The sequence below is a fragment of the Xanthomonas floridensis genome (genome assembly GCF_001642575.1).
Classification (GTDB): Bacteria; Pseudomonadota; Gammaproteobacteria; order Xanthomonadales; family Xanthomonadaceae; genus Xanthomonas; species Xanthomonas floridensis.
In genome coordinates this window covers 118,573-131,079 of sequence record NZ_LXNG01000001.1, presented here as the reverse complement: position 1 = coordinate 131,079, position 12,507 = coordinate 118,573, and the positions used below count along the sequence as shown (strand labels likewise).

Annotated in this window: 14 protein-coding genes and 1 other RNA gene; all 15 read right to left on the bottom strand. The window is 66.5% G+C overall.

What is annotated here, in order from left to right; all coding sequences use genetic code 11:
* Positions 1-121: 121 nt before the first annotated feature.
* The 15 genes from A7D17_RS00660 to A7D17_RS00590 all read right to left on the bottom strand — a co-directional run bounded on the left by A7D17_RS00660 (position 122) and on the right by A7D17_RS00590 (position 12,479).
* Positions 122-198: non-coding RNA, sX9 sRNA (locus tag A7D17_RS00660), on the bottom strand.
* Positions 199-383: 185 nt separating this feature from the next.
* Positions 384-1,121 (bottom strand): carboxylesterase family protein, encoded by a 738-nt coding sequence (locus tag A7D17_RS00655; RefSeq protein WP_082861632.1) that lies wholly within the window; start codon positions 1,119-1,121, stop codon positions 384-386.
* Between the two features lie 202 nt (positions 1,122-1,323).
* Entirely contained in the window at positions 1,324-2,685 is a 1,362-nt protein-coding gene (gene mgtE / locus A7D17_RS00650; RefSeq protein ID WP_029218768.1) for a magnesium transporter, read from the bottom strand.
* Between the two features lie 292 nt (positions 2,686-2,977).
* Positions 2,978-4,708 carry a phosphoenolpyruvate--protein phosphotransferase gene (gene ptsP / locus A7D17_RS00645; RefSeq protein ID WP_064507320.1) on the bottom strand — a complete coding sequence of 577 codons (1,731 nt, stop codon included), beginning with the start codon at positions 4,706-4,708 and terminating at the stop codon, positions 2,978-2,980.
* A 58-nt stretch (positions 4,709-4,766) separates the two neighbouring features.
* A complete protein-coding gene (locus A7D17_RS00640) occupies positions 4,767-5,036 on the bottom strand; it encodes an HPr family phosphocarrier protein (protein ID WP_064507319.1) in 270 nt (89 codons plus the stop codon).
* Positions 5,029-5,421, bottom strand: coding sequence for a PTS sugar transporter subunit IIA (locus tag A7D17_RS00635; RefSeq protein ID WP_064507318.1), 393 nt, complete (start codon positions 5,419-5,421; stop codon positions 5,029-5,031). The genes A7D17_RS00640 and A7D17_RS00635 overlap by 8 nt, the downstream gene beginning before the upstream one ends.
* Positions 5,422-5,914: 493 nt before the next feature.
* A complete protein-coding gene (gene rapZ / locus A7D17_RS00630; RefSeq protein WP_064507317.1) occupies positions 5,915-6,787 on the bottom strand; it encodes an RNase adapter RapZ in 873 nt (290 codons plus the stop codon).
* Positions 6,784-7,734, bottom strand: a complete 951-nt coding sequence (gene hprK, locus A7D17_RS00625; protein WP_064507316.1) for an HPr(Ser) kinase/phosphatase — start codon at positions 7,732-7,734, stop codon at positions 6,784-6,786. The genes rapZ and hprK overlap by 4 nt, the downstream gene beginning before the upstream one ends.
* Positions 7,731-8,189 (bottom strand): PTS sugar transporter subunit IIA, encoded by a 459-nt coding sequence (locus A7D17_RS00620; RefSeq protein WP_064507315.1) that lies wholly within the window; start codon positions 8,187-8,189, stop codon positions 7,731-7,733. Before A7D17_RS00620 ends, hprK begins: the two co-directional genes overlap by 4 nt.
* A gap of 21 nt (positions 8,190-8,210) precedes the next feature.
* Positions 8,211-8,528 carry a ribosome hibernation-promoting factor, HPF/YfiA family gene (gene hpf / locus A7D17_RS00615; RefSeq protein WP_011037930.1) on the bottom strand — a complete coding sequence of 106 codons (318 nt, stop codon included), beginning with the start codon at positions 8,526-8,528 and terminating at the stop codon, positions 8,211-8,213.
* A gap of 87 nt (positions 8,529-8,615) precedes the next feature.
* Positions 8,616-10,049: an RNA polymerase factor sigma-54 gene (locus A7D17_RS00610; RefSeq protein WP_064507314.1), complete on the bottom strand. Its 1,434-nt coding sequence runs from the start codon at positions 10,047-10,049 to the stop codon at positions 8,616-8,618.
* A gap of 40 nt (positions 10,050-10,089) precedes the next feature.
* Entirely contained in the window at positions 10,090-10,809 is a 720-nt protein-coding gene (gene lptB / locus A7D17_RS00605) for an LPS export ABC transporter ATP-binding protein (protein ID WP_064507313.1), read from the bottom strand.
* Positions 10,809-11,381 (bottom strand): lipopolysaccharide transport periplasmic protein LptA, encoded by a 573-nt coding sequence (gene lptA, locus A7D17_RS00600; RefSeq protein WP_082861613.1) that lies wholly within the window; start codon positions 11,379-11,381, stop codon positions 10,809-10,811. The genes lptB and lptA overlap by 1 nt, the downstream gene beginning before the upstream one ends.
* Positions 11,359-11,934, bottom strand: coding sequence for an LPS export ABC transporter periplasmic protein LptC (lptC, locus tag A7D17_RS00595; RefSeq protein ID WP_064507311.1), 576 nt, complete (start codon positions 11,932-11,934; stop codon positions 11,359-11,361). Before lptC ends, lptA begins: the two co-directional genes overlap by 23 nt.
* Positions 11,931-12,479 (bottom strand): KdsC family phosphatase, encoded by a 549-nt coding sequence (locus A7D17_RS00590; protein WP_064507310.1) that lies wholly within the window; start codon positions 12,477-12,479, stop codon positions 11,931-11,933. The genes lptC and A7D17_RS00590 overlap by 4 nt, the downstream gene beginning before the upstream one ends.
* Between the last annotated feature and the right edge of the window lie 28 nt (positions 12,480-12,507).

Here is a 12,507-nt window from a genome sequence, read left to right as displayed (position 1 = left end):
GTGCGGCATGCAGTGGCTTGGGGTCGCCGCGCGACGACAACGGCATGCGCTGGTCGTCGTCGCAATCAAGCCAAGCGGCATTCATGCATCGCGCCGATCACGCTGCAATGCCTCCGCTCAGAGATAACAGAACGTAGCGGGCAGTCGTCAGGTGGGCGTGGGCGGCGCGCCAAGAATCAAAGTGTGCATGTGGCGCATGCCGATGCGATGTTGCATATCGCCCATTGCCCATTGCCCATTGCCCATTGCCCATCGCCGAGGCGGTAGACGGCTCGCCGATGACCTGGCCGGAGCAGGTCGCCGATGCGCAGTACGCCGCCGACCAAGTTCCGAGCGCCGCCCGCGCCCGCCTGGCGGCTGCGCAATCGTGTGGGCAGCCGCCCTCAGCGCAGGCGCTGCTTGAACATCCACTCCCACATCGCCGGGTCGGCGTAGGTCACGTCCCAGACGTTGTGGTTGCCTTCCGGATATTCGCTGTAGCGCAGGTTGGCGCCCACGCCTTTCGCAGCGCGGTACAGCGCGCGGTCGTCATGCGGCGGCACGGAGGTGTCCTTGGCGCCGTGGAAGGTCCAGATCGGGACGTGCTTGAGCTGGGTGACCGCTGCCGTATACGGGTCTGCTTCCTTGGCCACCAGGCTGACATACAGTGTGCGGCGCTCATCACGCGGCGCCTTGAGTGCGCCGCAGACCGGCACGATCGCGGCAAAGCGCTGCGGCTGCATCAGCCCGATTTCCCACGCGCCATAGCCGCCCATCGAAATGCCGGTGAGGTAGGTGCGCTGCGGGTCGGCAGCGAACTCGGCGCTGGCGGCATCCAGCGCGGCGATCGCCATGCGCGCGTTGATGCCCAGCCATTCTTCGTTGTCGGGCACCTGCGGCAACACCACCAGCGCTGGAAACTGGGCGGTGTGTTCGCTCAGGTAGGGGCCTACTCCCACTTCAGCCTGGTCGCGCCCGTTGTCGCCACGTTCGCCCGAACCATGCAGGAACAACACGATCGGCAACGGCCGCGCCGCCTTGGCGGCCGGGACAAACACCTGATAGCGATACAGCCGCCCTTCCATCTGCAAGGTGCGGCTGACGAAGTGGCCGCTGCGGCCATCCTGTCGACGCTCACCCATGCTGGAGCAGCCGGCAAGCACCAACGCAAGCAATCCAAGTACGACGCAACGTAAGATCACGCACGACTCTCCATCGAGTACAGGTCTGCAGTATTACCGCATGCACGTGCGCTGGCACGTCACGCGGCAGCGGTGGGTGCCGTCGATTCATGCGATCGCCAGGATGGCCGATGCCGGCAGGCGGGATCGCTGCTGCACGCGGTCAGGGCAGCAGGATCAAGGTGGCAAGGCCCAGGAAGCTCAGGAAGCCCATCACGTCGGTCAGCGTGGTCAGGATCACCCCGCCCGCCAAGGCCGGATCGAAGCCCAGGCGCTTGAGCGTCACCGGCACCAGCACGCCGCCGAAGGCGGCAGTGAGCATGTTGGCGGTCAGTGCGGTGCCGATCACCAGCGACAGCATCGGCTGGCGGAACCAGACCAGGACGATCAGGCCAAGCCCGATGCCCAGGCACAGCCCGTTGATCAGCGCCACTGTGAGTTCCTTCTTGAGCAGCGTCATCACGTTGGACGAGCCGATCTGCCCCAGCGCCAGGCCGCGCACCATCAGCGCCAGCACCTGGGTGCCGGCGTTGCCGCCCATGCCGGCCACGATCGGCATCAATGCTGCCAGCGCCACCAGTTTTTCGATGGTTCCCTCGAACTGGCTGACCACGCTGGAGGCCAGGAAGGCGGTGCACAGGTTGATGCCCAGCCAGATCAGGCGGCGCCGGAACGCACGCCGTGCCGGGCTGAACATGTCCTCGTCCTCGTCCAGACCGGCGGCGCTCAACGCCTGGTGCTCGGCCTGCTCGCGGATGATGTCGACCACGTCGTCGATGGTGATGCGGCCGAGCAGGATGTTGTTGTCGTCCACCACCGGCGCGGAGATCCAGTCGTGGTCGGAGAAGCGGCGTGCCACTTCGTCCGAGCCGTCCCCCACGTCGATGGCAGGCTGCTCGTCGTCGATCAGCCGGTTGACCGGGGTGCTGTCCTCGTGGGTGACCAGCGCTGCCAATGGCACGCGGCCCAGATACTGGTGGCGACGGCTTACCACGTACAGGTGGTCGGTATGATCGGGCAGCTCGCCGCGCAGGCGCAGGTAGCGCAGCACCACATCGACGTTGACGTCGGCGCGCACTGTCACCACGTCCGGATTCATCAGGCGGCCGGCGGTGTCTTCCGGATACGACAGCACCTGTTCGAGTCGCTCGCGGTTCTCGCGATCCATCGACTTGAGTACTTCGTCGATGACGGTGTCGGGCAGGTCCTCGACCAGGTTGGCCAGGTCGTCGATGTCCAGGTCTTCGACCGCCGCGACGATTTCGTCCGGGTCCATGTCGGCCAGCAGGCTTTCGCGGACTTCGTCACCGACGTGCAGCAGCACTTCGCCATCGTCTTCCGGGTCGACCAGCCCCCACACCACTTCACGCTTGCCCGGTGGCAAGGATTCGAGCAGGTTGCCGATCTCCGCCGGCGCCAGCGTATTGACCAACCGGCGCACCGGCCCCAGGCGTCCGCTATCCAGCGCATCGGACAGCAATCGTAGCTGGCGCGCGGTCTTGTCGTGGCGGACGGCTTCGGCCATGCGCGGCTCCCCGGAAGAGTGGACGCGCCGTCAGTGGAAGACGCGGTGCTGGGTCAGCACGGCATTATCACTTGCGCGCGGTGACGAAACATACAGTGCCGCGGTCGGGCAGTTGCCGATAGCCGAAGCGTTGCCGCATCCATGCGCACGTGTGGATGCAACATGCCGAAGCCGGGCAGGGCGGATCGAGGTTGGCACGTGCCGGCATGGTCATGGCGCAGGCTGCGTGCAGCGACCTGCATGTTCTGCCCGAAGGGAGCGGGCGCGTGCGGCGACGGGCCGTGATCGCCGGCTAGCGCAGCACTCCCTGCGCATTGCAGGCCAGCCATTTCTCGATACCCTTGCGGTCGCGTGCGCGCAGCAATTTTTCGCCGTGTACGCGCAGTTCGCCCAGATGGATGTCGCGGATGGCGCGGCGTACTTCCAGCAGGGTGGCCGGGTGCAGGCTGAACTCGGTGAGCCCCAGCGCCAGCAGCATCGGCACGAAGCGCGGGTCGCCGGCGATTTCGCCGCACACCGCCACCGGCTTGCCATAGCTGCGTCCGGTGGCAATCACCTGCGCGATCAGCCGCAGCACTGCCGGATGCAACGGCGAATACAACTCGCCCAGTGCCTCGTTATTGCGGTCCACTGCCAGCAGGTACTGCACCAGATCGTTGGTGCCGATCGACAGGAAATCGATGTCGTCGATGAAGCAGTCCAGCGCCAGCGCTGCGGCAGGCACTTCGATCATCGCACCCAGCGGAATGTGCTCGGCGATCTCGTGGCCTTCGGCGCGCAACTGCGCGCTCAGCTTCTTCAGCTGCTTGCGCAGCAGCTGGATTTCTTCGCGGCCGCTGACCATCGGCACCAGGATGCGCACCGGCCCGTAACCGGAGGCGCGAAGGATGGCGCGCAGCTGCGTCTGCGCCACCGCAGGACGGGCCAGCGACAGGCGCACACCGCGCAGGCCCAGCGCCGGGTTGTCCTCGTCGCTCAGCGTCAACCCGGTGCGGTCGGCCTTGTCGGCGCCCAGGTCCAGGGTGCGGATGGTTACCGGCCGGCCGCTCATGCCCAGCACGGTGTCGCGGTACGCCTGGAACTGCTCGTCCTCGTCCGGCAGCTCGTTGCGCTGCAGAAACAGGAATTCGGTGCGATACAGCCCCAGCCCGCTGGCGCCCAAGGCATGCGCGCGCGCCACGTCTTCCAGCGATTCGGCGTTGGCCAGCAGGGTGATGTCGATGTTGTCGCGCGTGCGCGTGGGCTTGGAGCGCAACCGCCCCAGCTCGCGTTGTTCCTTGGCCAGCGCGCGCAGGCGCTCGCGGTAGTCGCGCAGGTGGTCGGGCGTGGGATCGACGATCACCTGGCCGGAGCCGGCATCGACGATCAGCACATCGCCATCGTCGATCTTCTGTACCGCATCGCTGACGCCCACCACCAGCGGCAGGTGCAGACTGCGCGCCAGGATTGCGCTATGCGACAGCGCACTGCCGGCCGTGGTGACGATGCCGACCACGCCTTGCGCCTGCAGCTGCGCCAGCTCGGACGGCGCCACGTTGTCGCAGACCAGGATCTCCCCGGCCACACCCTTGAGGTCGGGCGCACGCTTGTGCAGAAACGCATGGATGCGCCCGATCACGTGATCCAGGTCGTCCATGCGGCTCTTGAGGTAGGCGTCCTCCATGCCGTCGAACACCGCCGCCAGCCGGTCGCGCTGCACGCGCAGGGCATAGTCGGCGCTGTAGCGATGGGTGCGGATCAGCTCATCCAGCCCCTGCAGCAGTTCCGGGTCGTCCAGCAGCAGCGCATGCAGTTCGAGGAATTCACCAACCTCGCGTGCCAGCGCGCCATGCAGGCGGTCGCGCAACTGCTGCATTTCGCCGCGTGCCGCATCGATGGCGGTGTGCAGGCGCTGCAACTGGGTCTCCACCTGGCTGGCCGGCACGCGTTGCTCGGCCACTTCCAGTGTGTGGCTCTGGCGTACGCGCGCGCGCCCGAGTGCATTGCCGCGTGCAGCGCCGTGTCCGCGCAGGCGCAGACTCATGCGTGCCCCTGGCGCAGCCGCGCCGTGTCGGACGCTACGGCACCGACGCCACGCATGCTCAGCTGTCCTCGTCGAAACGACGCTCGAACAACTCCACCAGCGCCTGCAGGGCCTGCGCCTCGTCTTCGCCATCCAGCCGCACCACCACGCTGGTGCCCTGGCCAGCGGCCAGCAGCATCACGCCCATGATGCTCTTGGCGTTGACTTCGCGGCCCTTGGCCGCCAGCGTGGCATTGCTGCGGAAGGACGACAGCGTCTGCACCAGCTTGGCGGTTGCCCGCGCATGCAGTCCGAGTCGGTTGGACACAATGAGTTCGCGTTCAAGCATCGTCGATGATCGCTCCGTTGCGGGTGCCTGCCGCCGCAGTGGCGGGCAGCTCCTGCAAACCTTGTTCGGGGTAATTCATCACCCGCAGCAGCATCGGCAGGCTCAGTGCGGACACGCGACGAACCGGCGTGCCGAGCTTTGCCAACCGGCTGGCGAGATTGCTGGGGCTGGCGCCATACAGGTCGGTCATGACCAGCACGCCGTCACCGCTGTCGACCCGTCGCATCGCCGACGAGGCCTGGGGCAGCAATGCGTCCAGGTCTGCATCGAACGGTACGTCGAACGCTTCGGTCTTCAGCGGCAAATGCCGCAACAGCCCCGTCGCCACGTTCAACAACGCTGCGCCGATGCCGGGATGAGTAATGAGGAGAATGCCACAGGCCATGCCGAAACGTTAACAGGTCGGCATGACCGCGCGATAGCGTTTGCCCGCACCGATGCGTTGCGAACTGAATAGCCGTTTAGCTCCATCGCAGCGACCGGTGTGGCCCCGCGCAGCGATCGCGTTTTTCAGCCTGGAGCACACTGATTCGTGATGCGGGCAGCATTGCCAATGCAGACCAGCTCGCAAGCGAGCGCTGCAGTACCTGCGACAGGGGAAGCGGAGCAGGGCGACGCATGACCGATGCCAGGCACGCTTTCAACGCGTCGCGAGCACCTGCGCGAAAACACAGAGGAAGGTTTCAGGCACATCAGGACTCCAGCAGCACCGAATGCAGCGCAGCGACTCTCCACAGCACCCCCAACCCAAGCCATCCACAAACCGCCAGATTCAAAAAGGATCGTGCATCCGCAACTTCTCCACGGATGCATGCAGCCACAGACCCCCGGATACCGCTTTGACGATTCCCAATTCCCGATTCCCGATTCCCAGCCCCTCAGTCCTGCTCGCGATGAAACGTCGCCACTTCCGGCCAGCCCTGCTCGCGCGCATGCCGCGCCATGCGCTCGGCCATGTAGACTGAGCGGTGCTTGCCGCCGGTGCAGCCAAACGCAATCGTCACGTAGCTGCGGGTGTCGTTGCGCAGCCGCGGCAGCCAGGTATCGAGCAGGTCCACGATCTGCGCGCTATAGCGCTGCACGTCCGCCTGGTGGTCCAGATAGTCGCGCACGCCGGCATCGCGGCCGGTGAGCGGGCGCAGCTCCGGATCCCAGTGGGGGTTGGGCAGCACGCGCGCATCGAACACGAAGTCGGCTTCGGCCGGAACGCCGCGCTTGTAGGCGAACGATTCGAACAGCAGCGACAGCCGGTCGTTGGAGCCGAGCGCGAATTCGGTGACCACGCGGCGGCGCAACTGATGCACGTTGAGCGTGCTGGTGTCGATGATGGCATCGGCCTGCATGCGCAGCGGCTCGGTCAACTGACGCTCGCGGGTGATCGCCTCCGGCAGTGCCAGGCCGAGATGGCTCAGCGGATGACGGCGACGGGTGTCGGCGTAGCGCTTGATCAGCGCTTCATCGCTGGCTTCGAAGAACAGCAGCCGCGCCTCGATGCCGTATTCCTGTGCCGCCTGGCGCCATTGCGCCAGCTGGGTCAGATCGCTGCGGCTGCGCACGTCGATGCCCACCGCCAGCCGCTGGTCGCCGATCGGGTTGCCGCGCAGGCGGCTCTTGACGAAATCCGGCAGCAGTTCGACCGGCAGGTTGTCCGAGCAGTAGTAGTCCAGGTCTTCGAAGGTCTTCAGCGCGACCGATTTGCCCGAGCCGGACAGCCCGCTCACGATCATCAGCGTGGAGGGCGCGGTACTCATGGCGTGCGTCGCTCCAGCAGGTTGCTGTGGCGGGCGATGAACATCGCCGCCGGGTCGATGCCCTTGGTGCGCAGGATATGCAGCCGCGTGGCGGCCTCGGTCAGCACTGCAAGGTTGCGGCCGGGCATCACCGGCAGGGTGATCAGCGGCACGTCCAGGTCCAGCACGTGGCGGCTGCCGGAATCGCCGGTCAGGCGCTCGTAGCCGGAGGGCGTGGGCTCGGTCATCGGCCGGGTCAGGTGCACGATCAGGCGCAGGTACTTGTTCTTCTTCACCGCGGTGTCGCCGAACATGTCGCGCACGTTCAGCACGCCCAGGCCGCGCACTTCCAGCAGGTCCTGCAGCAGCTCGGGGCAGGTGCCGTCGAGCACGTCGGGGGCGATCTGGGTGAATTCCGGCGCATCGTCGGCCACCAGGCGGTGGCCGCGGCTGAGCAACTCCAGCGCCAGCTCGCTCTTGCCCGAGCCGGCTTCGCCGGTGATCAGCACGCCGATCGAATAGATCTCCATGAACACCCCATGCAGGGTGACCCGCGGCGCCAGCGTGCGCGCCAGATGGTAGGAGAGATGGTTGAGCAGTTCGTGGCCGCGCTTTGGCGAGATCCACAGCGGGGTATTGGATTCGTCGGCGGCCGCGCGCAGGTCTTCCGGGCAGGACTGGTTCTTGCTGATCGCCAGCGCCAGCGGCTGCACCTGGATGATCTTTTCGATGGTTTCCCAACGTTGGCGCGCATCCAGTGAATCCAGCCAGGCCAACTCTTCGGTGCCCAGGATCTGCACCTTGTTGGGATAGATCACATTGAGGTAGCCGGCCAGCGAGGGGCGGCGGGCGTTGTTGCTGCCGGCCTGGATCTCGCGGTGCTCGCCCTTCTGTCCGGCGACCCAGCGCAGCGCCAGCTTGTCGCGCTGCTGGTCGAACAGCTCGCGTGCGGTGATGGCGGTATTCATGCTGCGCTGGCCTGTGGCGGCGGGGCATCGGTGAGCAGGGCCATCAGCGCCTCGGCATCCGGCGCGGCGCGCAGTTGCTGACGGAACTGGGCGTCGGAGAAGCGCTCGGCCAGTTCCGACAACAGCATCAGGTGTTGGTGGGTGTAGTGCGCCGGCACCGCCATGGCGAACACCAGGTCCACCGGCTCCTCGCCGCCAAAGGCCACCGGGCACTCCAGCCGCAGCAGGGCGCCACGGGGCTCGGTCAGGTTGGGGCAGCGTCCGTGCGGGATGGCGATGCCGTGGCCGATGGCGGTGCTGCCCAGGGCCTCGCGCTCGCACAGGTTGGTGTAGAGCTCGTCGGCGCCGGCCTGGCGGCAGGACAGCAGGGCGGCGGCGGTGTGCAGGACAGTGTCGCGATCGGCGGCCGGCGACACTACGGTGCGCACGGCCGCCATCAGATCGGTTAAGGGCATGAGGGCATCAAGCGGGAAGCGTCATGCGGGATTGTCGCGCACCTCGCGTGCATGGTGGTTACATTTCTTTTCTTTGTGCTTCAGGACCAAACGGTCGAGCTTGTCGACCAGCAGGTCGATGGCGGCGTACATGGTGGAGCCGCTGGCGTCGGCGTGCAGCGTGCGACCGGGAAGGTTGACGGTGGCGACTACATGGTGGTCCGGCTTGCGAACGGCCAGCTGCGTTCGGACTTCACAGTGCTGGTCGAAATGGCGCTGCAGTCGCTGCAGCTTGCTTGCCACGTAGTCCCGCAGGGCGGGGGTCACTTCAAGCTGGTGGCCATACGTCTCGATGCGCATCGGATACCTCCATTGGTCGGTGGGCCAATGAACCGTTCCGGTGATCCGTCAAACCCGGCACAGGCCGGCGTTGCGGTGGTTGCAACGTCAGGCGATGCGCACGCGTTCGTGGGAGGCGGAAATGTTCATGGCCTCACGATACTTCGCAACGGTGCGCCGCGCCACTGGTACGCCGGAGGTTTTCAGCAGATCCGCCAACTTGGCGTCCGACAACGGTTTGCGCGGGTTCTCTGCTTCGATCAGGCGCCGGATCATGTCCTGGATCGCGGTGCTGGACGCCTCTCCGCCGCTGTCGGTGTCGATGCCGGAGGCAAAGAACGAGCGCAACGGGATGGTGCCGCGCGGGGTACGCACGTACTTGCGGGCGATCGCGCGGGAAATGGTCGATTCGTGCAGGCCGAGCTCGCCGGCGATCTCGCGCAGGGTCAGCGGCCGCAGCGCCTGCGCACCGAATTCCAGGAACCCGGCCTGGTGCTGCAGCAGGCAGCGCACCACCCGCAGCAGGGTCTCGCCGCGCGCCTCCAGGCTCTTGAGCAGCCAGCGTGCCTCCTGCAACTGACCGCGCAGATAGCCTGCGTCCGATTCACCGCAGCTGCGGATCAGGTTTTCGTAGCCGCGGTGGATGGTGACCTTGGGCTGCGCGCGGCCGGCCAGCGATGCGCGCCAGATGCCACGCTGGCGCCAGATCACGCAATCGGGCACCACGTAGGTGTCCTGCGACAGCTCGCCGATCTGCTTGCCGGGGCGCGGGTCCAGCGAGCGTACCAGCTGCACGGCCTGGTCCACATCCGCGGCCGAGCGCTTGAGTTCATGCGCCAGCCCGGCCACGCCGCTGCGCGGCAGCCGTTCCAGCGGGCCGGCCACGATCTGCAGCGCCAGCTCACGGCCTGGCGTGGCCGGGTCGAGCACTGCCAGCTGCAGCGCCAGGCACTCGCCCAGCGTGCGTGCACCCACGCCGACCGGGTCGAAGCGCTGGATCTGGTGCAGCACGGTCAGGACTTCGGCCTCGTCCACGGCTGCGCCCAGCGCCAGCGTTTCGAGAATCGCCGAGAGCGGCTCGCGCAGATACCCGTCTTCGTCCAGCGCGTCGATCAGGGTCGCGCCGATCTGGCGATCGCGTGGCGACAACGGCGACAGGTGCAACTGCCACAGCAGATGGTCGGCGAGGGTTTCGGATTCGGCCACGCGCTCGGCAGCATCGCCGGACTCGTCGTCATCGAAGCTGCCGCCGCTACCGGTGCCAGTCCATTGCAGCTCGTCCTGCGCCCAGTCGTCATCGCGTTCTGCCGGTGCGGGGTCCTCGCGCGGAGTGTCCTGGCTGGAAGACGATGCCGCGGCCGGGGGCTCGCTTGCCGCATGCGCGGCTTCGTCGGCCCATTCCAGCAGCGGGTTGGTTTCCACCGCCTCGGCGATCTCCAGTTCCAGCTCGGTGGTGGACATCTGCAATAGCTTGATCGCCTGACGCAATTGCGGCGTCATGACCAGCTGCTGTCCTAGCGATGTCTGAAGCCGGGCTTTCATGCGGGCACTGACTGGAAGAAGCGATGGCGCGGCGACGCGCTCAAAGGCGGAAAGTTTCCCCCAGATACACGCGACGGACGTCGGGATTGGCTAGCAGCGTGTCCGGTGCCCCCTGCGCCAGCACGCCCCCCTCGGCGAGGATATACGCGCGGTCGCAGATTCCCAAGGTCTCGCGCACGTTGTGATCGGTGATGAGCACGCCGATGCCGCGTTCCTTGAGGTGAATGATGATGCGCTGGATTTCGCCGACCGAAATCGGGTCCACGCCAGCGAAGGGTTCGTCCAGCAGCATCATGCGCGGCTTGGCCGCCAGCGCGCGCGCGATCTCGCAGCGGCGCCGTTCGCCGCCGGAGAGGCTGGCGCCGAGCTGGTCGGCCACGTGGGTGATCTGCAGTTCTTCCAGCAGCGAGACCAGTTCCTTCTCGCGGCCGGCAGTGTCCAGTTCCTCACGCAGCTCCAGCACCAGCCGGATGTTGTCGGCCACCGTGAGCTTGCGGAAGATCGACGGCTCCTGCGGCAGATACCCCACGCCGAGCTTGGCGCGGGCATACATCGGCTCGGCGGTCAGGTCGCGGCCGTCCAGCTCGATGCGCCCGGCATCGGCTTCGACCAGACCGACGATCATATAGAAGCACGTCGTCTTGCCGGCACCGTTGGGGCCGAGCAGGCCGACTACTTCGCCGGCCTCCAGGGTCAGGCCGAATTCCTTGACCACTTCGCGCTGCTTGTACTTCTTGCGCAAACCGGTGGCGACCAGCATTACTTGTTCCCCTGCGGCTTGGTGGCCGGCTTGGCTGCAGGCTTGGCGGCCGGCGCCGGCGCCGGCGTTGCCGCGGCAGGGGCTGCGTTCTTGGGCTGGATGATGGTGCGCACGCGGCTGCCGTCGCCACCGCTTTGCATGTTGCCGGTCTTGGTGTTGTAGACCATGCGCTGGCCGGCGTTGGTGCCCTTGGGCGAGTCGACCTTGTAGTTGCCGGTCAGGATGATGATCTCGTCGGCGACCTTGTATTCGATATTGTCGGCCTGGCCGTTCATCATCGCGCCGTCGTCCATCTGCTGCTTGAGCGTGGCCTGCTTGCCGGTCAGCACCACGCGGTCGGTCTGGCCGTTCTTCTGGAAGATATCGGCGGTGTCGGCGTGGATTTCCAGCGTGCCCTGGGTGATCACCACATTGCCGCTGAAGCGGCACTTGCCGCTGTCGTCGAGCATGTTGCAATCATTGGCATTGGAATCGATCGCCATCGGCTGATTGCGGTCGCTGGTTTTTGCCATCGCCATGGCAGGCAACAGCAGCGCGGCAAACGCCAGTTTAGCGGGCAGCATTCGGTTCATAGCGGGTCTTGACCTGGGAAAGGAGCTTGTACTGGCGTGATTTGAGGTCAGCCTCGAAGCCGACCCCGCTCTGCATGATACCCGGCCGGGTCATGGTCACCGGCGCAGCGGTCTTGGCGAGATTCTGCTGCGGGAACACGTCCAGGCTCTGGGTACGGAAGGTGGTGGGCGGGGTTGGCCCGGTGGTGGGGCTGTCGCCTTGGACATCGCCACGCAGCCGCAGCTCGTCGCCCTTGGGGCTGACCCAGCCGGTCTTGGCGCGCAGCGTCCACGGCTGGTTGGCGTTGTCGGGCAGCAGGAACACCGGCGTGGTGATGTCCGAGGTCTGATCGGCGCGGTTACGGTGCATTTCCGGCGCGCGCAGCGTCATCGATTCCTTGCCGGTCTGCTTGTCCAGTGCGATCAGCTCGAAGTCGCGCAGCACGTAGTCGGCCTTGGAATCGTCCACTGCCGTCTCGACCGGACGCGCGCGCTGCTGCCACGCCGACCAGCCGGACACGACCGCGGCCACGAACAGCACCACGCCCAGCGTGGTCCGCCAGTTCCAGCTCATGCCGAAAATCCTTCGATGATGCGTTCGACCTGGCCTTGCGCGGCCAGCACCGTGTCGCAGACCTCGCGGGCCGCGCCTTCGCCACCGCGTGCGCGGGTATGCCATTGCACACGTTCGGCAATCCATGGGTGTGCATTGGCCGGGGCCACCGGCAGGCCGACCGCCAGCAGGGCCGGCAGGTCCGGCAGGTCATCGCCCATGAACAACACCTGGTCCAGCGACAGACCGTGTTCCTGGCACAGCGCCAGGACCGCCAGGCGCTTGTTCTTGACCCCGATCTGCACATGCAGGCCCAGGTCCTGTCCGCGTTTTTCCGCCGACAGGCTGGCGCGGGCAGTGATCAGCGCGACATGGATGCCGGCGTGTTCGAGCTGCTTGAGGCCCTGGCCGTCGAGCACGTTGAACGCCTTGCTCTCGTTGCCGGCATGGTCGTAGTACAGACTGCCGTCGGTCAGGGTGCCGTCGACGTCGAAGCAGGCCAGGCGGATGCGCGCGGCGCGCTCGATCAGGTCGGCGGGAAGGTGCTGCAGGGGAGAGTAGGGCATCGGCACGAATCGGTGAGAACGGGGTCCG